This window comes from Streptomyces sp. NPDC127177 (genome assembly GCF_042672475.1).
Lineage (GTDB): Bacteria > Actinomycetota > Actinomycetes > Streptomycetales > Streptomycetaceae > Streptomyces.
The window spans coordinates 23606-47485 of record NZ_JBHXUW010000061.1 but is presented as its reverse complement, the minus strand read 5'-3'; the positions used below and the strand labels follow the sequence as shown (position 1 = coordinate 47485).

General features: G+C 71.7%; 20 protein-coding genes. 6 read left to right on the top strand and 14 right to left on the bottom strand.

The genetic code is table 11. From position 1 onward, the window contains the following. Window positions 1-30: 30 nt before the first annotated feature. The 11 genes from ACFVJX_RS29575 to ACFVJX_RS29525 form a co-directional block, all read right to left on the bottom strand. Window positions 31-3858 carry a multifunctional oxoglutarate decarboxylase/oxoglutarate dehydrogenase thiamine pyrophosphate-binding subunit/dihydrolipoyllysine-residue succinyltransferase subunit gene (locus ACFVJX_RS29575; protein ID WP_384133310.1) on the bottom strand — a complete coding sequence of 1276 codons (3828 nt, stop codon included), beginning with the start codon at window positions 3856-3858 and terminating at the stop codon, window positions 31-33. A 257-nt stretch (window positions 3859-4115) separates the two neighbouring features. Beyond that, on the bottom strand, window positions 4116-5192 hold the full coding sequence (locus ACFVJX_RS29570; protein ID WP_384133312.1) for an ATP-binding protein: 1077 nt from the start codon (window positions 5190-5192) through the stop codon (window positions 4116-4118). Beyond that, window positions 5189-5926, bottom strand: coding sequence for a response regulator transcription factor (locus tag ACFVJX_RS29565; protein WP_014154105.1), 738 nt, complete (start codon window positions 5924-5926; stop codon window positions 5189-5191). Before ACFVJX_RS29565 ends, ACFVJX_RS29570 begins: the two co-directional genes overlap by 4 nt. A gap of 235 nt (window positions 5927-6161) precedes the next feature. Next, on the bottom strand, window positions 6162-6854 hold the full coding sequence (locus ACFVJX_RS29560) for a spermidine synthase (protein WP_384133413.1): 693 nt from the start codon (window positions 6852-6854) through the stop codon (window positions 6162-6164). A 135-nt stretch (window positions 6855-6989) separates the two neighbouring features. After that, on the bottom strand, window positions 6990-7637 hold the full coding sequence (locus ACFVJX_RS29555) for a hypothetical protein (RefSeq protein WP_384133315.1): 648 nt from the start codon (window positions 7635-7637) through the stop codon (window positions 6990-6992). Continuing rightward, a complete protein-coding gene (locus ACFVJX_RS29550; protein WP_384133318.1) occupies window positions 7634-9004 on the bottom strand; it encodes a hypothetical protein in 1371 nt (456 codons plus the stop codon). The genes ACFVJX_RS29555 and ACFVJX_RS29550 overlap by 4 nt, the downstream gene beginning before the upstream one ends. Next, window positions 9001-9792: an ABC transporter ATP-binding protein gene (locus ACFVJX_RS29545; protein WP_384133321.1), complete on the bottom strand. Its 792-nt coding sequence runs from the start codon at window positions 9790-9792 to the stop codon at window positions 9001-9003. The genes ACFVJX_RS29550 and ACFVJX_RS29545 overlap by 4 nt, the downstream gene beginning before the upstream one ends. Before the next feature lie 10 nt (window positions 9793-9802). Beyond that, window positions 9803-10699 (bottom strand): hypothetical protein, encoded by an 897-nt coding sequence (locus ACFVJX_RS29540; RefSeq protein ID WP_384133322.1) that lies wholly within the window; start codon window positions 10697-10699, stop codon window positions 9803-9805. Then, the gene (locus ACFVJX_RS29535) at window positions 10696-11298 is read right to left on the bottom strand and encodes an RNA polymerase sigma factor (RefSeq protein ID WP_384133325.1); all 603 of its coding nucleotides are present in this window, start codon (window positions 11296-11298) and stop codon (window positions 10696-10698) included. Before ACFVJX_RS29535 ends, ACFVJX_RS29540 begins: the two co-directional genes overlap by 4 nt. 58 nt (window positions 11299-11356) lie before the next feature. Beyond that, complete coding sequence (locus ACFVJX_RS29530) at window positions 11357-12175, bottom strand: nucleotidyltransferase domain-containing protein (protein WP_384133327.1); 819 nt, start codon at window positions 12173-12175, stop codon at window positions 11357-11359. Between the two features lie 53 nt (window positions 12176-12228). After that, window positions 12229-12813, bottom strand: coding sequence for a cysteine hydrolase family protein (locus ACFVJX_RS29525; protein ID WP_384133330.1), 585 nt, complete (start codon window positions 12811-12813; stop codon window positions 12229-12231). 185 nt (window positions 12814-12998) lie between these two features. Here ACFVJX_RS29525 and lon point away from each other — a divergent pair, with 185 nt between their 5' ends. Next, a complete protein-coding gene (gene lon, locus ACFVJX_RS29520; protein WP_384133333.1) occupies window positions 12999-15425 on the top strand; it encodes an endopeptidase La in 2427 nt (808 codons plus the stop codon). Window positions 15426-15569: 144 nt separating this feature from the next. Here lon and ACFVJX_RS29515 read toward each other — a convergent pair whose 3' ends face one another. Together ACFVJX_RS29515 and ACFVJX_RS29510 are read right to left on the bottom strand one after the other, a co-directional pair. Further along, window positions 15570-16250, bottom strand: a complete 681-nt coding sequence (locus tag ACFVJX_RS29515) for a polysaccharide deacetylase family protein (RefSeq protein WP_384133416.1) — start codon at window positions 16248-16250, stop codon at window positions 15570-15572. Window positions 16251-16550: 300 nt separating this feature from the next. Continuing rightward, a complete protein-coding gene (locus tag ACFVJX_RS29510) occupies window positions 16551-17396 on the bottom strand; it encodes a lysozyme (RefSeq protein WP_384133336.1) in 846 nt (281 codons plus the stop codon). A gap of 224 nt (window positions 17397-17620) precedes the next feature. Here ACFVJX_RS29510 and ACFVJX_RS29505 point away from each other — a divergent pair, with 224 nt between their 5' ends. Next, on the top strand, window positions 17621-18118 hold the full coding sequence (locus ACFVJX_RS29505; protein WP_384133339.1) for a MarR family winged helix-turn-helix transcriptional regulator: 498 nt from the start codon (window positions 17621-17623) through the stop codon (window positions 18116-18118). 39 nt (window positions 18119-18157) lie between these two features. Here ACFVJX_RS29505 and ACFVJX_RS29500 read toward each other — a convergent pair whose 3' ends face one another. Beyond that, window positions 18158-18943 carry a protein phosphatase 2C domain-containing protein gene (locus ACFVJX_RS29500; RefSeq protein WP_384133342.1) on the bottom strand — a complete coding sequence of 262 codons (786 nt, stop codon included), beginning with the start codon at window positions 18941-18943 and terminating at the stop codon, window positions 18158-18160. A gap of 364 nt (window positions 18944-19307) precedes the next feature. On the opposite strand from ACFVJX_RS29500, the gene ACFVJX_RS29495 reads away from it, so the two are divergent. Genes ACFVJX_RS29495 through ACFVJX_RS29480 form a run of 4 tightly spaced genes read left to right on the top strand, consistent with a single transcriptional unit; the run spans window position 19308 to window position 23863 of the window. Next, entirely contained in the window at window positions 19308-22343 is a 3036-nt protein-coding gene (locus tag ACFVJX_RS29495) for a nitrate- and nitrite sensing domain-containing protein (protein ID WP_384133345.1), read from the top strand. Next, on the top strand, window positions 22340-22819 hold the full coding sequence (locus ACFVJX_RS29490) for a roadblock/LC7 domain-containing protein (protein WP_384133348.1): 480 nt from the start codon (window positions 22340-22342) through the stop codon (window positions 22817-22819). The genes ACFVJX_RS29495 and ACFVJX_RS29490 overlap by 4 nt, the downstream gene beginning before the upstream one ends. Further along, a complete protein-coding gene (locus ACFVJX_RS29485) occupies window positions 22816-23232 on the top strand; it encodes a DUF742 domain-containing protein (RefSeq protein ID WP_384133351.1) in 417 nt (138 codons plus the stop codon). Before ACFVJX_RS29490 ends, ACFVJX_RS29485 begins: the two co-directional genes overlap by 4 nt. Further along, window positions 23213-23863 (top strand): ATP/GTP-binding protein, encoded by a 651-nt coding sequence (locus ACFVJX_RS29480; RefSeq protein ID WP_384133354.1) that lies wholly within the window; start codon window positions 23213-23215, stop codon window positions 23861-23863. Before ACFVJX_RS29485 ends, ACFVJX_RS29480 begins: the two co-directional genes overlap by 20 nt. Window positions 23864-23880: the final 17 nt, after the last annotated feature.

The window sequence follows — 23880 nt, the reverse complement described above, 5'->3', positions numbered from 1 at the left end:
GGACCGGGCCCCCGGTCCGTGATGTGCCGCTCAGGCCTCGAAGACCTCGTCGAGCAGCTGGGTCTGCTCGGCCTGGTGGCGCTTGGCCGAGCCCACCGCGGGGGACGAGCCGCGCGGCCGCGAGATGCGGCGCAGACGCTCACCGTGCGGGACATCGGCGCCGACGGCCAGATCCAGGTGGTCGATCAGGTTCAGGGCGATGAACGGCCATGCGCCCTGGTTGGCCGGCTCCTCCTGGGTCCACAGGTACTTCTCGGCGTTCGGGTACTTGGCGATCTCCGCCTGGAGCTCGGCACCCGGCAGCGGGTACAGGCGCTCGAGACGGATGATCGCGGTGTCCGTGATGCCACGCTTCTCGCGCTCGGCCTCCAGGTCGTAGTAGACCTTGCCGGCGCAGAAGACGACCTTGCGGACCGCGTTCGGGTCGACGGAATCGTCGCCGATCACCGGGCGGAAGCCACCGCTGGTGAACTCCTCCGCCTTCGACGCGGCCGCCTTCAGCCGGAGCATCGACTTCGGGGTGAAGACGATCAGCGGCTTGTGGTGCGGGTTGTGCACCTGCCACCGCAGGAGGTGGAAGTAGTTCGACGGCAGCGTCGGCATGGCGACCGTCATGTTGTCCTGCGCGCACATCTGGAGGAAGCGCTCCGGGCGGGCGGACGAGTGGTCCGGGCCCTGGCCCTCGTAGCCGTGCGGCAGCAGCAGCGTGACGCCGGAGGTCTGGCCCCACTTTTGCTCGGCCGAGGAGATGAACTCGTCGACGACGGTCTGCGCGCCGTTGACGAAGTCACCGAACTGGGCCTCCCAGATGACCAGCGACTCCGGACGGGCCAGCGAGTAGCCGTACTCGAAGCCCATCGCCGCGTACTCGCTGAGCAGCGAGTCGTAGACGTTGTACCGGGCCTGGTCCTCGGAGAGGTAGAGCAGCGGGGTGTAGTCCTCGCCGGTCTTCTGGTCGACGAGCACCGCGTGGCGCTGGCCGAACGTGCCGCGGCGGGTGTCCTGGCCGGCGAGCCGGACCGGGGTGCCCTCCATCAGCAGCGATCCGATGGCCAGCGTCTCGCCCATGCCCCAGTCGATGGTGCCGTTGTCCACCGAGGCGGCGCGGCGCTGCATCTGCGGCATCAGGCGGGGGTGGACGGTGATCCGGTCGGGGATGTTGACCTGCGACTCGGCGATCAGCTTCACGACCTCCGAGGAGACCGCGGTGGACACGGCCACCGGGAACTCGGCCTGGACGTCCGGGACATGCGGCTGGGACGGCGCGGAGGTGGCTTCGCGGACCTCCGCGAACACCTTCTCCAGCTGGCCCTGGAAGTCCTGGAGCGCCTGCTCGGCCTCTTCCAGCGTGATGTCGCCGCGACCGATGAGGGACTCGGTGTAGAGCTTGCGTACCGAGCGCTTCTTGTCGATCAGCGTGTACATCTGCGGGTTGGTGAACTCCGGGTTGTCGCCCTCGTTGTGACCGCGGCGGCGGTAGCAGATGAGGTCGATGACGACGTCCTTGTTGAACGTCTGCCGGTACTCGAAGGCGAGCCGCGCGACGCGGACCACGGCCTCCGGGTCGTCACCGTTGACGTGGATGATCGGCGCCTCGATCATGCGCGCGACGTCCGTCGCGTACATCGAGGAGCGCGACGCCTCCGGGGCGGCGGTGAAGCCGACCTGGTTGTTGATGACGACGTGCACGGTGCCACCGGTGCGGTAGCCGCGCAGCTGCGACATGTTGAGCGTCTCTGCGACGACGCCCTGGCCGGCGAAGGCCGCGTCTCCGTGGAGCGCGACCGGCAGGACCGTGAAGTCCGTGCCCGCCTTGTTGATGATGTCCTGCTTGGCGCGGGCGATGCCCTCCAGGACCGGGTCGACCGCCTCCAGGTGCGAGGGGTTGGCGGCCAGCGAGACCTTGATCTGCTCGCCGTCCAGACCGGTGAAGGTGCCCTCGGCGCCCAGGTGGTACTTGACGTCACCGGAGCCGTGCATCGACCGGGGGTCGAGGTTGCCCTCGAACTCGCGGAAGATCTGCGCGTACGACTTGCCGACGATGTTCGCCAGCACGTTCAGCCGGCCGCGGTGGGCCATGCCGATGACGACCTCGTCGAGGCGGGCCTCGGCCGCGGAGTCGATGACCGCGTCGAGCAGCGGGATGACGGACTCGCCGCCCTCCAGCGAGAACCGCTTCTGGCCGACGTACTTGGTCTGCAGGAACGTCTCGAACGCCTCCGCGGCGTTGAGCCGGCGCAGGATCCGCAGCTGCTCCTCGCGCTCCGGCGCGGGGCGCGGACGCTCCACCCGGTCCTGGAGCCACTTGCGCTCCTTCGGGTCCTGGATGTGCATGAACTCGATGCCGGTGGTGCGGCAGTACGACTCACGCAGGACGCCGAGGATGTCGCGGAGCTTCATCAGGGTCTGCCCGGCGAAGCCGCCGACGGCGAAGTCCCGCTCCAGGTCCCACAGGGTGAGGCCGTGCTCGGTGATGTCCAGGTCGGGGTGCTTGCGCTGGCGGTACTCCAGCGGGTCGGTGTCGGCCATGACGTGGCCGCGGACCCGGTAGGAGTGGATCAGCTCGAAGACCCGCGCGGCCTTGGTGACGTCGTCGTCGTGCGAGGCGTCGATGTCCTTGAGCCAGCGGACCGGCTCGTAGGGGATGCGGAGCGCCTTGAAGATCTCGTCGTAGAACCCGTTCTCGCCGAGCAGGAGCTGGCTGAGGATCCGCAGGAACTCGCCGGAGGCGGCGCCCTGGATGACCCGGTGGTCGTACGTCGAGGTCAGCGTCATGACCTTGGAGATGCCGAGCTTGTTCAGGGTGTCCTGCGAGGTGCCCTGGAACTCCGCCGGGTAGTCCATCGCGCCGACGCCCATGATGAGGCCCTGTCCGGGCATCAGGCGGGGCACCGAGTGAACGGTGCCGATACCGCCGGGGTTGGTCAGCGAGGCGGTGACGCCGGTGAAGTCGTCCATGCCGAGCTTGCCGTTGCGGGCCCGGCGGACGATGTCCTCGTAGGCCTGCCAGAACTCGAAGAAGTTGAGCGTCTCGGCCTTCTTGATGGCCGCGACGACCAGCTGGCGGTCGCCGTTGGGCTTCACCAGGTCGATGGCCAGACCGAGGTTGACGTGCTCCGGCTTGACCAGGGTCGGCTTGCCGTCCTTCTGGGCGAAGGAGTAGTTCATCGCCGGCATGGCCTTGAGGGCCTGCACCATCGCGTACCCGATGAGGTGCGTGAAGGAGATCTTCCCGCCCCGGGCGCGCTTGAGGTGGTTGTTGATGACGATGCGGTTGTCGAAGAGCAGCTTCACCGGGACGGCGCGGACGGACGTGGCCGTCGGCAGCTCCAGCGAGGCGTTCATGTTCTTCGCGACAGCGGCCGATGGGCCGCGCAGCGTCACGTACTCCGGGCCGGCCGGAGCCTCGGTCGCCGGAGCGGCCGGGGCCTTCGCGGCCGGAGCCGGGGCGGCCTTCGCCGGAGCCGGAGCCGCCTTGGCGGGAGCCGCCGGGGCGGGCGCGGCAGCGGCGGGCGCCGGGGCAGCGGGTGCTGCCGGGGCCTGGGCCGCGGGCTTCGCGGGCGCGGCCGGCGCGGTGTGGTCGGTGGCGGTCGGCGCGGTCACGGCCGGGGCCGCAGGCGCAGCAGCCCCCGCGGCTGCGGCGCCGGGAACGGGCTTGTCCGCCGTGCCGGACGTACCCGGCTTGTAGTCGGCGAAGAAGTCCCACCAGGCGCGATCGACCGAATTGGGATCCTGGAGGTACTGCTGGTAGATCTCGTCGACGAGCCACTCATTGGGGCCGAAAGCTGCAGCCGGGTCGGAACCCGGGCTGGCTTGGTCGGTGGAGATGCTCGAGTTACTGGGGGACTGAGACGACACGGCGGCAACCGCCCTCTTCCGCTTCACAAGGTGGTGGACAGCGGAAATCAAGGCTACGCCTCCCGGGCCGTTCCATGCGGACCGGGCCGGTCTTCGTCGTGCAAGTCACATCGAAAGTCGGGTTTCGGCGCAGGAAATGGCGGGAAACAAGCTTGGTTCCGCATTGCTCCGGGTACGCGAGACCGCAGTTACGGCCCCTTGGACCGTACCCCTTGAACAGAACACGCAGAACGTGCCCTTCCGGTTCGAACCCTATGTCAACCTCGTGGTTGTTGGATCCCCGGAAGGGTGACGCGGATGCGGCATCCGCGAGCTGATTCGGCCACACCGATCCGTCCGCCGTGCAGATCCACGGCCCAGCGGGCGATCGCCAGACCCAGCCCCGTACCGCCGTCGCTGCCAGGACCGTGCGGCGAGGTCACCTCGCCGCGGTTGAAACGCTCGAAGACCCGGTGCCGCTCGGACTCCGGAATGCCGGGGCCCTCGTCCAGGACCTCCAGATCCAGTGACTCGGGCTGGGCCCCGCGCCGCGCGAGCACCGTGACCCGGCCGTGCGGCGGGCTGTGCTTCACCGCGTTGTCGATCAGGTTGGCCACCACCTGGTGCAGCCGCTCCGCGTCCGCGTGCGCGGTCAGCTCGGGCGGGGAGACGTCCAGGTGCAGATGGACGTCCTTGCGGGTGGAGTTCCCCGAGCCGGAGGAGAGCCGGCGGTGGGCGGCGGCGAGATTCGCCTCCTTCAGCACCCCCGACAGGTACGGCCACACCTCGAAACGATTGGCCCTCAGCGTGACCACACCGTTGTCGAGCCGCGACAGGTCCAGCAGCGTCTCCACCAGCCTGCCGAGCCGCTCGGTCTGTTTGAGGGCCGTGCGCATCGTCTCCGGATCGGCCGAGGACACCCCGTCCACGACGTTCTCCAGCACGGCTCTCAGCGCCGCGATGGGCGTGCGCAGCTCATGTGAGACATTCGCCACCAGCTCCTTGCGGTGCCGGTCCACGGACTCCAGGTCGTCCGCCATCAGATTGATCGTCTGCGCCAGGTCGCCCAGTTCGTCACGCCGGTCGGCGCCACTCACCCGTCTGGTGTAGTCGCCGTGCGAGATCGACCGGGCCACGGCTCTCATCTCGTCCAGCGGCGCGGTCAGACCGTGTGCCACGAACTGGGTGATCAGCAGGGTCGCGATGACCGAGAACACCGTGATGAACCGCAGCTCGGTCCGTGTGCGCAGGGCCACCAGCAGCAGCCCGGTCGTGATGAACACCGAGACCACGACGAGCGTGCCCAGCTTGGCCTTGATCGAGAACGGCCGCAGACCCGGTCCGGGCGGGGTCATGGCGCCGGGGTCTCCAGGGCGTAGCCGACACCGTGCACGGTACGGATCCGCTCCGCGCCGATCTTCCGGCGCAGCGCCTTGATGTGGCTGTCCACGGTCCGGGTGCCCGAGGCGTCCGCCCAGTCCCAGACCTCCGCCAGCAACTGCTCCCGGGAGAGCACCGCACGCGGGGTGTTGGCCAGGCAGACCAGCAGGTCGAACTCGGTCGGCGTCAGATGGACGTCGTCCGCGCGCACCCGCACCCGGCGCTGCGCGTGATCGATCTCCAGCTCGCCGAGGCGCAGTATGCCGCTGCGCGGCGTCACGGCGGCCAGCGCGGCCCGCTCGACCCGGCGCAGCAGGACGTGCACCCGGGCCGCCAGCTCGCGCATGGAGAACGGCTTGGTCATGTAGTCGTCGGCGCCGACCCCGAGGCCGACGAGCATGTCGGTCTCGTCGTCCCGGGCGGTCAGCATCAGCACCGGCACCGGGCGCTGTGCCTGTACCCGGCGGCAGACCTCGAGCCCGTCGAAACCGGGAAGCATGATGTCGAGCACCATCAGATCCGGCTGCCAGGCCTCGGCCGCGTCCACGGCCGCGGGGCCGTCGAGCGCGGTCTGCACCAGAAAGCCCTCGGCCCGCAGCCGGGCGGAAATGGCATCGACGATCGTCGCGTCGTCCTCGACCACCAGCACCCGGCGCTGTGCGCCCGGGGTGGCCGCGACACCGTTGTGGGTGGTGTGTGTCTGTTCCATCGCCCCGCCCCTGCCCGCTCTCACGGGGGCCATTCCCCCGGACGCGCGGTTTTCGCTTGTGAATTTCGTGGGAGATCCCGCTATCGGCAAGCAGCGTAAAGGCAGCGGGCGCCTTCCGGCTACGCAGGGTGCAAGGGCACAGGAGTGCGTTGGTCGCGCAAAGGTGGCGGAGTGTCGCTCTTGTGGCGCTTGGCCCCCGGGCGTCCCAGGGGCCCGCATACCCGGCGGGGGAATCTCAAGCTGCTCGAATTGCGAGATGGACCACGTCGGGAACGCCTCGGGCAACGCCTACTTCTTCGGTTCGAACCCCATGGAATCCGGCATTGCGCAAGGCTTGTTCGAATTCGCCGGACGGCTGTGCGGACCACACCGCGAGCACCCCGCCGGGGGTGAGCCGCCGGTGGCAGTCGGCGAGACCGGCGGGGGAGTAGAGGTCGCCGTTGTCCTCCGTGACGGTCCAGTCCGGCCCGTTGTCGATGTCCAGACACAGCGCGTCGTAACGTTGCGTAGTCGTACGGAGATGGGCCACCAGGTCCGTCGTCAGGATCTCGGTCCGCGGATCGGCGAGCGCCTCCCCTGAGACACCGGCCAGCGGCCCGTCCAGGTGCCAGTCCACGATGGCCTGCTCCCGCTCCACCACCGTGATCCGGCCCCAGCGCGGCTCGGCGGCGGCCCGGACGAGCGAGAACCCGACCCCCAGCCCGCCGATGAGCACCGCCGGGGCGGTCCGCCCGGCAGGCAGCGCGGCCAGTGCGGCATCGATCAGCAGCCGCTCGGAGCGCCCGTCGGATGTGTCCATCAGGAAGCACCCGTTGGCGATGATCTCGTAGTCGTCGCCCCGCCTGCGCAGGACGACCTCCCCGTACGGTCCCTCGCGGCGGTCGAGGGTGACAGGGGCGAGGGCGTCGGGGCCGTAGGTGTGGTGCATGGTGCTGGTCTCCGGTGGATGGTCGGCGGGTGTCACCGCCGGTCGGTGTCGCGCCCATCCTGGCCCGGCCGGCCACGCCCGGGCCAGCGGATTGCCCGATCGGGCCCCGGGCGGGCGCCTGCGGGACGCATCCGGTCAGCCGCGCTCGGAGCGGGCCCCGCGCACCGCGAGCAGCGCCGCTCCCACCCCGTACGCCAGCAACGCCACGACCCACGCCGCCACCTGCGGTCCCGGCTGCATCGGCCAGGCCCACACGGCGGCCGGCCCGCCCGGGGTGCGCGGCGCCGCCAGGTACACCGCGCCGCCGTAGACGGTCATCGGCAGCCAGCTCAGCCGGGCCCCGATCAGGGCGGCGGAGGCGGCCGCCACCCCGCTCGCGCCGAGCACGTTACGGATCATGCCCGGTGCGCCGAACGCCTCGGGGTGCCCGGGGACGGCCAGCGCGAGCGCCGCGGCGGCCGGCAGGGTGAGCGCGAGCAGATGCGCGAGCCGCCGCGGCCACCAGCGGCGCACAGCGGTCCGGTCGAGCTCGTCGGCGGCGGCGTACAGGCTGGTGCCGACCGCGGCGGACACCAGCAGGGGGGCCAGCACGAGGACCGGGACGCGGGCGGTGTGGTCGAAATCCGGCCGGTCCTCCAGCCAGTCGGCGGCCCAGGCGGCGAACAGGACGACGCAGGCCAGCGTGAGGGCGGTACGGGGGAGTCCGCGGGAGCGGATGTAGAGAAGCGGCAGCTCCGGCCGGAGCGCGGAGCGGTTCGGTACGGCGTCGGCGGTGGCGTTCACAGGACGGGGACCTCCGACGCGTCGCAGCTCTCGCGCGTGGCCAGGTAGCGGCCGAGCCAGACGCGGCGCTCGGGGGCGGGCATGGCTTCGAGGCGGCGGAACCGGGGGGCCTTCTCCGCGCCGGGGGGCTGCGCGGCGCCGGGGCCGGCGAGCCAGTTCGTGACGGCGTCGTCCGTGTCCATGACCCGGGTGGAGTCGTCCGAACCGTCCGGATTCCCGGCATCCGGGGAATCCGGGCACTCCCGCCTTCGCTCGAACGCGATCGATGCCGCCGCCTGCCATGCGAGGTTCTCGGGCCTGCTCAGCCGGTCGCGGACGATCCCCCAGCCCCGGGCGGGCATCGACAGCTGGACCTCATCGGATCCCTCCCGGACCTCGTGATCCACATACCTGACCGGCGCCCCCGGCACTCCGTCCAGCCGCCCGATGAGCCCTGACAGTGCCCGGGACACCTGCGGCAGAAACGTCGCGTCGAGCCCGTTCAGGCACACCCGCGGGGTGCCTTCCGTGCAGACCACGCGGGCGCGGGCGGGATCGTCGCGGAGCAGACCGGGGCCGTTGTGCACGATCAGCGGCGCGACCGCCGCCGCCACGGCGAGCGGTACGACGGCGAGGAACCTGCGCCGGGCCGCGTGGGCGACCAGCACGGTCAGGGCGAGCCCGCAGGTCCACGCCACCATCGCCGGGGCGAACCACCACACGGGCAGCCGGCCGCTGAGCCCGTACTGAAGGGTCGGGTCGAGGTACCGCGCCGACGACTCCGAGTAGTTCGGCACACCGAGCGCGACGTACAGCACCACGGCAAGGGCGGGCGGGGCCAGCCTCCACCGGCACCGCTGACCGACGGCGAACCCCAGCAGCCCGACGGCCACCAGGAAGCCGCAGTCCACGACGGCGAAGGACGGGTACGGGCTGCCTCCTCCGGCGTACGGCCAGGTGGCCAGCAGCGAGGCGGCCAGCACGAGGAGATACCCGGCGACCGCCCAGAGCGCGAGCGGCAGCGCCGCCACGACGACCCGTGTGGACCTGGCACGCGGGGTGGAGAGCCAGAGCCCGGCGGTCGAGCGCCGGTGTTCGCGGGCGCCCTGCCAGCAGGACGCGGCCGCCAGCAGCGGACCCGCGAGCAGGGTGGCGGCCGGGTGGAGGTACCCCTGCGTCTCGCCCCAGTCGCCCTGCCAGGTGTCGGCCTTGGCCGCCATGGTGACGCCGAGCGTGACCGCCGTACAGGCACCGGTCCACGGTGCGACGCCGCGACGCAGCTCGGTGCGGAGCGCGCGGAGCGTCGGACGGTACGCGGCGGGCGAGCGGGTGGGGCTGGGGGCGGGGGAGTCCCGCTGCTCGGGGGCGAGGGTGCCGGTCGTCGTCATCGGGCGCCCGCCGTCGCACGGTGGGCGCGCAGGGCGGCGGTGTAGCCGCGCTCGATCGGGCTGCCGGCCAGGCCCGCGTCGCCGGCTTCGCCGGCCTCGCCGCCGAGGGCCGACAGCTCGGCCGTGGTACCCCGGTACGCGATCCGGCCCGCCTCGATCAGCGTCACATCGGCGCAGGCCGTGGCCACGTCCTCGACGAGATGCGTGGAGAGGATCACCGTGGCCCGTTCGCCGAGCTCCCGCATCAGGGTGCGGAACTCCACCCGCTGTTCCGGGTCGAGACCGGCGGTCGGTTCGTCGAGCAGCAGCAGATCCGGTTCGTTGACGATCGCCTGGGCGATGCCCACGCGCCGCACCATGCCGCCCGACAGGGTCTTCATCCGGGCGTCGATCCGGTCGGCCAGGCCCACCCGCTCCACCGCACGCTCCACCGCGGCCGCGGTCCGCGCGCCGTCCATCTCCTTGAGCCAGGCCACATAGGCGACGAACTCGCGGACGGTGAACCCCGGGTAGAAGCCGAACTGCTGCGGCAGATAGCCCAGCCTGCGCCGGACCGCCGCGCGACCGCGGTGGTCCGCTGCCGCACCCGCCTCGCTGCCCAACAGCTCGACCCGCCCGGAGGCCGGAGCGGCCGCCGTGGAGACGACCCGGATCAGCGAGGTCTTCCCGGCGCCGTTCGGCCCGAGAAGCCCGTGCACGCCGGGCCCGAAGTCGAGATCGATGCCGTCCAGGACGGTCGTACGGCGGTATCGGACCGTCAGCCCGGTAACGCTGACTGTGCTGCTCACACGATCACGCTCATGACTTCTCCAGGTGGTCGAAGGATCTGCGGCGCAGGACCAGCAGCCCGGCGCAGAGCACGGCCGCCGCCGCCCAGACGCCCTGGGCGGCGGGCCCCGCGAAGTAACGGGCGGCTTCCGCCAGGGGCTCGCCGAGCCCGGAGGAGCGCGTTCGGACGGCCGGCAGGACGACGGCCGCGGCCCAGCACGCGGCGACCGACGAGGTTCCGGTGCGGCAGCCGACGTAACTGCCCAGCGCCAGCGCCGCCAGCGTCATGGCCAGTCCCGGCAGCAGCCACGCCGCTGCCCCCGGGCCGCCGCCCGACGCGGGCAGCACCGCCCAGGCCAGCGCGAGCACCGGGACGGCCACCACCAGTACCGCCGCCGTCCTGATCAGCAGCAGCCGCAGCCCGCCGCCCGGGGTCGTGACGGCGATCTCGTGGACCGGGTCGGCGGAGCGCCCGTAGGAGACGCCGACCCCGGTGAGCGGCAGCACCGGCGCGACGACCAGGAGCAGGGGCCGCGCCGAGTCGTCGAGCCCGCCCCCGTAGGCCAATGCGACGGCCCCGAGCGCCACCAGCACCAGCGCCGCCGCCCATGCCCCCCGCAGGGCGGGACCGGCGGCCCACAGCACCCGCCCGATCCGGCCGGCGGCTCCCGGCACCGGCCACCGCGGGAGCCCCCGCCCCCGTGCCGGCCCGGGTACCCGCTCCGCAGCCACCGCCGCCAGCACCGCCGTCCGCACCCCCGCCAGCAGCGCTACCGCCTCCCCCTGCTCGCGCACCGACGCCGACACCCGGGCCGCGCAGTGCGCGCACGACTCGACGTGCTTCTCCAGGGACCAGGCATCCGTCTCGGCGGCCGTTCCGGCGGCGTACCGCCCGGCCAGTTCGTCGCCCACGTGCCAGACCGTCATGCCGTGCCTCCCAGCGGACCGTTCTCCACAACCAGCCGGTCCAGCGCGGTCCGCAGTTCGCGACGGGCCCGCGACGCCCGGGTCTTGACCGTTCCCTCCGGTATGCCGAGCAGCCGGGCGGCCTCCCGGGTGGTGAGGCCGTCGATGACCGTGGCCCGCAGGACCTCCCGGAGTTCGGGCGAGATCCGGTCCAGCGCGGCGCCCACATCGCCGTATTCGAGGCCTGCAAGCACCCGGTCCTCGGCGGACGGCACGGCCGCCGCCCACCGGTCGCCGTCGGCGTGCTCGGCCCGCGCCGCCCGCTCCGTCCTGGCCCGGCTCCGCTGCGCGTCGACGAGTCGGCGGGCGGCGATCACCCAGAGCCAGCCGCCCGCCTCGGCGCCCCGGTGCGAGCCCGCCGAGCGCCAGGCCGTGACGAAGGTGTCCTGGAGGACCTCCCGTACCGTCTCGGGGTCGGCGCAACGCCGGTTCAGCCGGGCCAGCAGCCAGCCGGAGTGCCGGTCGTAGAGAGCGGCCAGGGCCGTCGTCTCCCCCTGTGCGACGGCGCGCAGCAGCGCCTCGTCGGTCGGTTCGTCCCCCGGGGGGCGCAAGTGGCTCACACCTCCTCTATCGGAGGCCGGGCCCCGTCCGGTTCACGAATCCGGTGGGTGGACGCGGTCAGGGTCTCGGCGCCTTCTCGCCGTGCACCGCGATGTGTTCGGCCGCCAGCCAGGGAGCGAGGTCGTCGACCAGCATCGACAGGACGGCCGGGTCGGTGGTCGGGGCGCGGCCCGTGCGGGCGGCCAGCCGCATCTGCCCGGCCCGTTCGGGCAGGTCCGGGCGGTAGCGGGCGAACAGTTCGGCGGATTCGGTCAGATCGCTGGTCCAGCCGCCCCACTGCGGCATCACCAGGGTGAAGCCGGTGCGGACGATCCGGCGGGCGACGCCGCGGCTCATGGTGAGGCGTTCGGCGTCCGTGGTGGCCCCGGCCGCGCGCTCGTGCCAGCGGGGGAGCAACAGGCACAGATCACCGTTGGTCTCACGGGCGAGCAGCGAGGTCGGCCGGTAGCGCGGCAGCTGTGCGGCCAGGTCGTCGCCGAGCAGCGGTGTGCACAGACAGGCGACGAAGAAGCCTCCGTCGTGGCGTTCGAGCTCGCTGAGCAGTGTGGCCGCGCCGTCCAGCAGGATGCCGACGCCGTCGACCACGTCGAACGCGGTGTCCAGTGCGGTTTCGATCCCGTCGGCGTCGGCCCGGTCCCGGTCGGTGGGCCGGTCCCGAAGGGCGAGCAGCAGGTCCAGGTCGGAGACGCCGGGGACGGCCGTGCCGCGCGGAACGCTGCCGTAGACGTAGGCGCTGTCCAGCCGGTCGGGACCGAAGACCTCGGCGATGCGCGTACGGGCCGCGTCCACGACCGCCGCGAACGGCGCGGGCACCCGCTCCAGGGAGCCCTCCCGCGCGATCGTGCCGTCCTGGTCCAGCCCTCGGTCTTCGCTCATGCGGGCACTCTGCCCTGTCGCGCGGGCCGGCGCCGACCCCTTTTCGGGTGGCCTCAGCGCGCCCGGGACGCCGGCGCGGTGAACGTCACGTCCGACGCCGCCACGGTGACCTCGGCGTCCCCGCTGATGGCCCACGCGGCGACCCGCGACACCACCGCCGCCGGGACCGCCCCGCTGATCCCCGGGGCCGCCGGGACGTCCTGCGTCGCGTGGGCGTCGTACGGGAGGGCGACCCGGTACCCCAGCGCCAGGGCGGTGCGAGCCGTGGCCTGGACGCACATCTCCGACATCACTCCGCACACCACCAGAGATTCGACACCGGCCCCGGCCAGCAGCTCCCCGAGCGATGTGCCCGCGAAGCCGTCGTCCCTGGTCTTGCGGATCACGCGCTCGGCCGGGCCCTCCTCGACGGGAAGGTGCAGCGCCCAGCCCGGTGTGTGCGGCTCGTCCCCGGAACCGGGTGCGCCGTCGTTCTGGAGGTGGACGACCAGGGCGCCTCCGCGGCGGGCCCGTGCCAGCAGGTCCGCCGTGCGGTCCAGCAGTACGGCCGCGCCGGGCACCGCCCGCCCGCCCGTCACCCCCGCCTTCTGGACGTCCACGACCAGCAGGGCCTGCGAGGGGAGCGTGTATGCGGTCATGGCGTCATCCTGTCCGCCGCGAGCCGGGCCTTCCAGGGATTTTGCGGGCGCTGTTCCGTGTTGCACACAAGGCGTGCGAAGGCAGCCACCCCCCGATCGCTCACAGCGAACACACCCCGGGGAACATTGAGCGACTCAGAAGCATTGAGTCTGCATAGCTCAACTTGACTGCCGAAGGGGAGATCATGGCTACCGAGTCCAATGCGGTCACACCGCTCACCCTGCCTGTGCTGCCGCTCGACGACGAGGTCGTGCTGCCCGGAATGGTGGTGCCTCTGGACCTGTCCGACACCGACGTACGCGCCGCGGTGGAGTCCGCCCAGGCCGCGGCCCGTGAGGGCGGCGGCAAGCCCGAGGTGCTGCTCGTTCCGCGCATCGACGGCACCTACACGGGAATCGGTGTCGTCGGCACCGTCGAGCAGGTCGGGCGGCTGTCCGACGGCGATCCCGGCGCGCTCATCCGCGGCCGGGGCCGGGTACGGATCGGCGCCGGGACCGGCGGACCGGGTTCCGCGCTCTGGGTGGAGGGGACCCGGGTCGACGCGTCGGCCCCCGACCCCCTCCCCGGAGCCGCCGCCGAACTGGCCAAGGAGTACAAGGCGCTCGCCACCAGCTGGCTGAAGCAGCGCGGCGCCTGGCAGGTCGTGGACCGGGTCCAGCAGATCGAGGACATCTCCGCGCTCGCCGACAACTCCGGATACTCGCCCTTCCTGACCATCACCCAGAAGGTGCAGCTGCTGGAGACCGCCGACGCGGTCGCCAGGCTGAGGCTCGCCGTCCAGTGGCTCGGTGAACACCTCGCCGAGCAGGACGTCGCCGAGTCCATCGCCAAGGATGTCCAGGAGGGCGTCGACAAGCAGCAGCGCGAGTTCCTGCTGCGGCGCCAGCTCGACGCCGTGCGCAAGGAGCTCTCCGAACTCAACGGCGACTCCGGTTCCGGTGACGAGTCCGACGACTACCGTGCGCGCGTCGAGGCCGCCGACCTTCCCGAGCACGTCCGTGCGGCCGCCATCAAGGAGGTCGACAAGCTGGAGCGCTCCTCCGACCAGAGCCCCGAGGGCTCCTGGATCAGGACCTGGCTCGACACCGTCCTCGAACTGCCGTGGACCGAGCGGACCGAGGACGCCTACGACATCAAGGGCGCCCAGGAGATCCTGGACGCGGAACACGCGGGCCTCCAGGACGTGAAGGAGCGCATCACCGAGTACCTCGCGGTACGCAAGCGGCGTGCCGACCGCGGTCTCGGAGTGGTCGGCGGGCGTCGCGGCGGAGCGGTGCTGGCCCTGGTGGGTCCCCCTGGCGTCGGCAAGACCTCGCTGGGCGAGAGCGTCGCGCACGCCATGGGCCGTGAGTTCGTCCGCGTCGCACTCGGCGGCGTCCGGGACGAGGCGGAGATCCGGGGCCATCGGCGCACCTACGTCGGCGCGCTTCCGGGACGCATCGTCAGGGCCATCAAGGAGGCCGGTTCGATGAACCCGGTCGTCCTGCTCGACGAGATCGACAAGGTCGGCTCCGACTTCCGGGGCGACCCGGCCGCGGCCCTGCTCGAAGTGCTCGACCCGGCCCAGAACCACACCTTCCGCGACCACTACCTGGAGGTCGAACTCGACCTCAGCGACGTCGTCTTCCTGGCCACCGCCAACGTCCTGGAGGCGATCCCGGAGGCCCTGCTCGACCGGATGGAGCTGGTCAGGCTCGACGGCTACACCGAGGACGAGAAGGTCGTCATCGCCCGCGACCACCTGCTCCCGCGCCAGCTGGAGCGGGCCGGTCTGGAGCCCGACGAGGTCGCTCTCGACGAGTCGGCGCTGCGGAAGCTGGCCGGCGAGTACACGAGGGAGGCCGGCGTCCGGAACCTGGAGCGGGCCGTGGCCCGGCTGCTCCGCAAGGTGGCGGCCCAGCACGAACTGGGCGACCGGGAACTGCCGTTCACGGTGGCCGACGAGGACCTGCGCGGTCTGATCGGCCGGCCGCACCACGTCCCGGAGTCCGCCCAGGACCCGGCCGAGCGCCGCACAGCGGTGCCGGGTGTGGCCACCGGGCTCGCGGTGACCGGCGCCGGGGGCGATGTGCTCTTCGTGGAGGCATCGCTCGCCGATCCGGAGACCGGGGCGTCCGGACTGACCCTCACCGGTCAGCTCGGCGACGTCATGAAGGAGTCCGCGCAGATCGCGCTGAGCTTCCTGCGTTCGCACGGCGCGGAGCTGGAGCTGCCGGTCGCCGACCTCAAGGACCGGGGCGTGCACATCCACTTCCCGGCGGGTGCCGTCCCCAAGGACGGCCCGAGCGCGGGCATCACCCTGACGACCGCGCTGGCCTCGCTGCTCTCCGGACGGCTGGTCCGTACGGATGTGGCGATGACCGGTGAGGTCTCGCTGACCGGGCGGGTGCTGCCGATCGGCGGCCTGAAGCAGAAGCTGCTCGCCGCCCACCGGGCCGGCATCACCACCGTGGTGATCCCGCAGCGCAACGAGGCCGACCTGGACGACGTCCCCGCCGAGGTGCTGGACACCCTGGAGGTCCACCCGGTCACCGACGTCCGCCAGGTCCTGGAGATCGCCCTCGCCCCGGCCTCGGCCCCGGCGGAGCGGAGGATCCCGGCCGCCGCGTAGGCGCCGCACAGTGACGGGCGTGGCGCCACGGGCGCGGCCGGTACGGACGGCCCGTCTCCCCCTCGCGGGGAGGCGGGCCGTTTCGCGTGCGGGACCCGGCGGGCTGCCCGGCGACCCCTGGCGGCGCGGAATACGGGACAGGCCTCAGGGGCGGTAGATCGTGCCCGGGACCGGCTCGGCGGGCGCCATCAGCTGGGGCACCGTCACGAAGGTGTAGCCCTGCTTCTTCAGCGCGTCGATGATGCCCGGCACCGCGGGCACCGAGCCCTTGTAGATGTCGTGCAGCAGGATGATGCCGTCCTTGCTCGCCTGGTCGAGTATCCGCTTCTTGATCAGCGCGGAGTCGGTCGTCGAGTAGTCCTTGGCGGTGGCGCTCCACAGGATCTGCGAGAGCCCCAGGTCCTTGCTGATCTTGGAGACGGTGTCGTCGGTACGGCCCTGCGGCGGGCGCATCAGCCTCGGCTTCCTGCCGGTGATCGCGGCTATCGCGTCCTGCGTCTTCTCCAGCTCGGCGCGTATCTGGGCGGGCTTCTTGTCCGTCAGGATCTCGTGCGACCAGGTGTGGTTGGCCACCTCGTGCCCCTCGGCCTCGATGCGGCGAACCGTGTCGGGGTGCTTCTTCACATGGTTCTTGCCCAGCAGGAAGAAGGTCGCGTGGATCTTCTCCTTCTTGAGGATGTCCAGCAGGCGGGGGGTGTCCTCGGCCGGGCCGGCGTCGAAGGTCAGGGCTATGCACTTGGCCTTGCGGCAGTCCACCGGGCCGAACGACCCCTTGGCGTCGGAACCGGCGTCGGCCCGTGCGGAGCCGGGGGCGGTGGTCTCCATCGAGCAGCCGCTCAGCGTCAGGGTGAGCGCCGTCACAAGAGCGACGGCCAACCCCGCACCGATCGACTTCGTCCTATTGGGCACGGCAGGTCACTCCCTCGTGGCTGGACGGCGCACACGCTGTGCGTCCCGAAGGACTATACACAGTGCGTATACATGCGGTGTATAGCGGGCGGATCGACTCGCTCCCACAGCGAAGTGCCTGCTCAGGCGCGTGAAATGGGGAAAACCCGGCGACGGGGTGCGTCACCGGGTTCTCCTGCGTGGACGGTGCTGCCGGACGGCCGGCGGCGGAACGGCTCAGCCGTTGGCCAGCGCCTGTACGCGGTCCAGGGCGCCGTTGAAGTGGCTGTGGTCGCCCACCGTGGGGCCCGTCGAGGTGTACTGCCACATCGTGTAGAAGTCCCAGCCCGCCGGAAGCGCACCGACGGCGGAGGCGTAACGGGCCACCCAGAGCGGGTTGGTGGTGCCGAAGCCCGCGTTGTTGCCCGTGCAGGTCTGCCACCAGCTCGTCGCGGTGTAGATGACCGCGTCCCGTCCGGTGCGCGCCTTGTAGGTGTTCACGAAGTCACGGATCCAGGCGACCATCGCGGCCGGGCTCTTGCCGAAGCACTGGTCGCCGTACGGATTCCACTCGATGTCGAGCGCGCCCGGCAGGGTCCGGCCGTCCTTGGACCAGCCGCCGCCGTGGTCCACGAAGTAGTTGGCCTGGACGGCGCCGCTCGTGGTGTCCGGGGTGGCGAAGTGGTACGAGCCGCGGATCATTCCCACGTTGTACGAGCCGTTGTACTGCTGGGTGAAGTCCTCGTTCGTGTAGTACGTGCCCTCGGATGCCTTGACGTAGGCCCACTTGGCGCCGCTTCCCCACAGGGCCGCCCAGTTCACCGCGTCCTGGTGGCCGCTGACGTCCACGCCCTCGGTCTGCGCGGCGCGGGTGCCGATGGGCAGTGCGCCCTGGCCGTCGTGGGCGATGACCCCCATGCCCATGGTGGCCGAACCCCGGACGGGCTTCGCGGGGGCCGGGTTGTCGGTGGCGCCCGCGGCGCCGGGAAGGGCGACGAGGAGGGAGAGGGCTGCGAGCAGGGTTCCCGCGGCCGCGAGGCGCGAGCGGCGGGATGTCTTGGAGCCGGATCTGTGCACGGGCATTGCGTGCCTCCGAGGCTTCAGTGGGGGGATCTGCTGATCCAGGGACCGGCGGACGCACCCCTGGTGGCGCGTCATGGTGTGAACACGCCACGTATGACGCTACGCACGTAGACCCGGGCTGTGGAAGAGGGCCTGGACGGTGCCGTTGGTCTACTCCTGCGAAATACTGGCGGAGCTGCGGCGATGACCGGCGGTGGAAGAAACTTTCAGCGGCAGGAAAGCTCATGAGGGGTGTTGACGTGCACGGGAGCGAAAAAGGGAGTGAACCCGGCATTGCAGGGGGGAGTGGTGTGGACCACGAATTCCTGGCTCTGGAGCTGGAGTTGGCGGTGTTCCTGCGCCGCGCACGGGCCAATTCCGGTGAAATGGCGCGCGAGGTGCATCCGGAGCTGGAAGCCGCCGCCTACGGACTCTTCGTGCGGCTGGAGTCGGCGGGCCGGCAGCGGGCCACGGATCTCGCCTCGTACTTCGGGGTCGGCAAGGCCACCATGAGCCGTCAACTGCGCGCCCTGGAGAACCTCGGACTGGTGGCGCGCGAACCGGATCCCGCCGACGGGCGGGCCTTCCTCGTCGGGCTCACCGACGAGGGCCTCGACCGCTTCCGCCGTGTCCGGGACGCGCGCCGGGACCGCTATGTCCGCAAGCTCGCCGACTGGGACCGGGCCGAGGTCGCGGAACTGGCGAGGCTGCTGCACCACTTGAACGCCCGCGCAGAGGACTGACGGCTCCACATCCGGGCGGCCGGCCCCCGCCGCTCCGCCTCACGGCTCCACGTAGACCGCTGTCGCGTCGTCGTGCGTCTTGCCGCGCCGCAGCCGGACGCGGTCCGTGTCCGCCTCCTCCAGGGCCCGGACCCGGTCGATCAGCTCCTGGGGCCCCTCCTTGCGCAGCACCCCGAGGCAGTCCGCCCAGTCGCCCTCGCCGAACATCTCCGTCCAGCGGCTCGCCCCGTCCGTCATCGCGGCCAGTGCCCGCACCTCGGCGCGAGGCGTACGGCCCGTCACCGCGCGGTGCGCGACGGCCGGATCGGCGGCGGCGGTGAAGAAGCCGCCCTCCTTGTTCCGGACCTGTGCGTCGGCGATGGCGTCGGAGGCGAGCGAGCCCGGCGGCAGCCGGTCGAGCCGGTCGTCCAGCAGGGCGCGCACCGACCCGTCCGGCGACTCGACGAGGAGCACCGAATCGGAGAGGACCAGGTGTTCGATCTCGGTCTCGTCCCAACGCACCATCACGACGGTTGCCTGCGGCGTACGCACGTGAGAAAGGTCACACAGGGAACGGTGCGTGTCGGCGGTGCGCCGGATGGACTCCGCCAAGATGTCCTGCAGAGTCAGATCCCGCCGCGAACCCGACAGTTCGACCAGGGCGCCGCCCAGCCGGGCGGTGAACCACGGGACCGAGTGCGCACAACCGTCGTCCCCCTGGGGTGGGGTGACCCCGTCGAGCAGCACCAGGCCCCCGCCCTGGCCGGATGCGGGAAGGACGGTGGCGGCCCAGTCCTCGTTCGGGCGGCCCGGAATGCCGGCGGCGGTGGCGAGCTCCATGCGCATGGGGTCAGTCTGCACGACGCCTTCACGAGGCCTGCACGGGCCCGTGATCGGTCCGTACCAGCAGGTCAGGCGGGCAGCTGATTCGGAGGGAATCGGTCCACCAGGTGTGCGGGCGGGCATCCTGCCAAAGGCTGACCGGAAGTTCCAGCCAGGCGTACGGGTGTGCCGTCGGGGCTCCGCGGGGAGAGTTGTTCGTCAACTCCGGAGTGTTGTTCACTCGTTCGAGTGGCGGAGCGGTTGATGCGCGCCCCCCTCTCAAAAGCACTGGAATGGTCGGAAGCCGTACCAGGGGTCGGGGCGCTCGTTCAAGTGGCCGTGCGTCACCTCTGCTTCAAGGGCGGACGAGTCAAGATTGCGAGCACCGGTGCAGAAGAAGCGGCCTCGGAGCAAGGGCGGCAAGAACAACGGTTCCGAGGTGGCGCCTTCGGCGCCGGCTGAAGGCGGGCGCCCCGTGCGCGTACGCCGTCGGCTGGTCGCGGGGGTCGCGGTCGTCGGGATCACCGTCATAGCCGCGGGAGCCCCGGCTGCCCTCGCCGCCTCGTCGGATCTGAACGATTCGCAGCGGCTGGTCACCCTCGCGGAGCTCAACCAGCAGGCCGTCGCGCTCGCGCACTCCCTCGCCGACGAGCGGGACGAGGTCACCGCCTATATCGCCGCGGGCCGGGAGGGCAAGCCCGGCGAGGCGAGCACCGCGGGCAGCCGCAGCGCCCGCGTCGACCAGCAGGTGGACGAGATGCGGGACTCGGCCCCCGCCGTGCTGCGCCGCGACCTCTCCACCATTCCCTCGCTGCGCCGCGACGCCGTCAGCGGCAAGGGTTCGGCGCTGGAGGCCCATCAGTCGTACTCAGAGGTCATCGCCAAGCTCCACGGCCTGGCCGCCGACCTCGCGGAGAAGACCCCGCCGCGCGCCGCCGAGTCGGGGCGCACCCCGCTCGCGCTCGGCCAGGCCACCGAGCACGCCTCCGCCGCCCGCGGACTGCTGCTCGCCGCGCTCGCCGTCCCCCGCAAGGAGCCCGTCACCCGGACCGACCCGTTCACCGGGCTGCCCGTCCAGACGCAGGACGAGGGCCCCACCAAGGACGACCGCACCCGTGACGAGCTGAGCGCCGCCGCCCAGCAGGCCCGCGTCGGTGAGCTCTCCTCGCTCGCCGACTTCGACCAGGCCGCCGGGTCCACCGCCCGCGACAAGCTCGCGTCCACCGTGACGGGACCCGAGGTCAACAGCGCGGAGAAGTACCTCGCCGAGCTCACCGACCGCCCGGAGCTCTCCGAATCCGACCAGCAGGTCAGCACCAAGAAGGTGGCGTCGGCGCTCTCCGCCCGGGTCGACCGGATGAGGAGCGTCGAGTCCGCGCTCACCACCGCGCAGGTCCACCGGCTGGAGCAGCTGCGCGACGACGACGTCACGGCGCTCGAACTGCGCGTCGCGCTGCTCGGCGGATGTCTGCTGATCGCCGTCGGCGTCTCCACCGCCGTGGCCCGCACGCTCACCCAGCCGCTGGCCGTGCTGCGGATCGGCGCCGCCCGTCTCGCCGCGGAGCCCGCCACCGCCGAACCCGTCCGCTACACCGGCCGCAACGACGAGTTCGCCCAGGTCGTACGGTCCATCAACGCCCTGCACGGCAGGCTGCACGGACTGCTCCACGAGTTCAACGGCCGGTTCGAGAACCTGGAGAGCGAGCGCGCCGAGCTGCTCGCCGGCCGCGAGGCACTGACCCTCCAGCGCGCCGAACTGCAGGTCCGTACGGCCGATCTGACAGCCCAGCTGGAGAAGCTGAAGAACACCGTCCACCACACCTTCGTCAACCTCTCGCTGCGCAACCTCGGCCTCGTCGAGCGCCAGCTCGGGGTCATCGAGTCGCTGGAGGAGCGCGAGCAGGACCCGGAGCGCCTCGCCACCCTCTTCAAGCTGGACCACATGGCCACGGTCATGCGCCGGCACAGCGAGAACATGCTGGTCCTCGCGGGCGCCGAGCACGGACACGCGCACCCCGGCCCGATCCCGCTGGTCGACGTGTTGCGGGCGGCGGTCAGCGAGATCGAGCGGTACGAGCGGGTCACGATCCAGTCCCTGCCGCCGCACGCCCAGGTCGCCGGATTCGCCGCCGACGACCTCAGCCACCTCGTCGCCGAACTCCTGGAGAACGCCACCTCGTTCTCGCCGCCCGACTCCCATGTCCAGCTCTCGGGCTGGCTGCTGGAGACCGGCGAGGTGATGCTCTCGGTGCAGGACGAGGGCATCGGCATGTCGTCCGTACGGATGGGCGAGCTCAACACCCGGCTGGGCAACCCCTCGCTCTTCGAGGCGGGCGAACAGAACGCGGACGGCGCCGGTCTCGGCCTTCAGGTGACGTCGCTGCTGGCCGCCCGCCACAAGGTGCGGGTCCAGCTGCGCGACCAGAAGGGCAACGGGGTGACGGCGGTCGTCGTACTCCCCAAGGCCCTGCTGCCGAAGGCGCCGCCGGCCGCCACCCCGCCGCCGGTCACCGCGCCCGGCGACGCCCCGGCCCTGAACCTGCCGGGCTCGGTCGCCGAGGCCAACTCCAACGCCCTGCCGTCCCGCACCCTGGCCATGCCCGACGACCCGCTGATCGCGGCAGCCGAGCAGACGATCGCCGCGGCCGAGGCGGAGGAGGCCGCGGCCTCCACCACCGAAGAGCCCGGGGCGCCCGCCGGAGAGCGTGCCCAGGTCGTCCCCGACCACGCGCCGCCCGCCTCCCCGGAGTCGCAGCCGGACCCGCGGCCGGAAGAGGCCGTACGGCAGCAACAACAGCCCGCGGAACCGGAACAGCCCGCAGAGGCCGGGAGCGAGGCCGAGAGCCAGGCCGAGACCGAGGCCGAGACCACGATGCAGGTCCGGCTCCCGCGGGTGCCCGAGTTCGACGACCTGCCCGAGTTCACCCACGCCCCCGCGTTCGGCGACGGCCCCGAGGCCACACTCGCCTCCGGTCCGTACGCCATCGGCCCCGACCGGCACGAGCGCACCGCCGACGAGGGCACAAGCACGCAGGGCGCCCCGGCGCCCGCACCCGCCCCGGCGCCCGTCACCACCTCCGTGGCCGACACCGTGCCCGGCCCGCGCCACCCGGAGCCCGACAGGGTCACCGACAAGGGGCTGCCCAAGCGCACCCCCAAGGTCGTCAAGCCCGCCGCCGCTCCGGCCGCCGAACGCACGGGCAGCGTGGACAAGGACGCCCTTCGGCGCCGGCTGGGCGGTTTCCACCAGGGCGCGAAGGACGGCCGCAGGGACGTCGAGGCGGAGATCGCCGAGTCGGGCGCCACGCCGGAGGCGCCCACCCCGGCCGGACAGGCCGCACGTACAGGCAACACTGAGGCGGGCGACCGTACCGACGGTCGAACCGATGAGACGGGGGACACAGTCGAGGAGGCACGCAGTTGACTGCGCCCAGCACATTCGGGCTGAGTACCGAGGCCCGGAACCTTCACTGGTTGCTGAGCAATCTGGTGGAGGAGGTGCCAGGGGTCCACTCGGTCACCGTCGTCTCGTCCGACGGCCTGATGCTGCTCTCCTCCGACCCCGGCCACCAGAGCGCCCGGGAGGCGGAACGGCAGGAGGGCCCCCGTGGCTCGAGCGCCGACCTGGCGACCATCGTCTCGGGCATCGGCAGCCTCACCGTCGGAGCCGCGAAGCTGATGGACGGCGGCGGCGTCAAGCAGACCATGGTCGCCATGGAGGAAGGCAGCGTCTTCGTCATGTCGATCAGCGACGGCTCGCTGCTCGGCGTGCACGCCACACCGGACTGCGACATGAGCGTCATCGCCTACCACATGGCGCAATTCGTCGGCCGTGCCGGCCACGTACTCACCCCCGAACTCCGCAGTGAGCTGCGCAAATCGATGGAGAGCGCCCAGTGACCCCCGCCGCTGCCGAACCCGCCCGCAGGCTCCCCGTGCGCGGGGCCGACAAACGGCCCGCGCGGGTCCGGCCGTACTCGCTCACCGGCGGCCGCACCCGGTTCGGTCACGTGCTGCTCGTCGAGACGTTCGTGGCCGCCCTCGAAGCACCCGAGGAACGTCGCGAACTGACCAATGGCAACCTGTCTTCGCGCGTCATGCCGGAGCTCCAGGCGATCGTCGAGATCTGCCGCCGGATGCGTACCGTCGCGGAGATCTCCGCACTGCTGAAGATGCCGCTCGGCGTCGTGCGGGTGCTGCTCAGCGACTTGGCCGACCAGGGAAAGATCCGCGTGTACGGGACCGGGCACGGCACCGGCCAGCCCGACCGCGCACTGCTCGAAAGGGTGCTCAATGGACTCCGCCGTCTCTGAGTCGCCGCTGTTCGCCCCGCGCCAGCCGGGGCCGAAGGACCAGCCCGAGGAAGAGCTCCAGTCCTGGCAGCTGGACCACACCAGGGCCCCGATCGCCACGAAGATAGTGGTCGCGGGCGGCTTCGGAGTGGGCAAGACGACCTTCGTGGGGTCGGTCTCCGAGATCACCCCGCTGAAGACCGAAGCGGTGATGACCCAGGCCAGCGAGGAGACCGACGACCTCAGCGCCACGCCGGACAAGGTCACCACCACCGTCGCGATGGACTACGGCCGGGTCACGCTCGACGACGACCTCGTGCTGTATGTCTTCGGCACACCGGGTCAGCAGCGCTTCTGGTTCATGTGGGACGACCTGGTGCGCGGCGCGATCGGCGCGGTCGTCCTGGCCGACACCCGCCGGCTGGAGGACTGCTTCCCGGCCCTCGACTACTTCGAGAGCTGCGGTCTGCCGTACATCGTGGCCGTCAACCACTTCGAGGGAACGCCCGGGTTCGAGACCGAGGACGTCCGCGAGGCCCTGACCGTGCCCCTGCACGTGCCTGTTGTGATCATGGACGCGCGTAACAGGATCACCGTCGTCGAGGCACTGCTGGCCCTGGTCGGCCACGCCCTCGACACAACCCCCGCTTAGGGCTGTCGTCAAACACA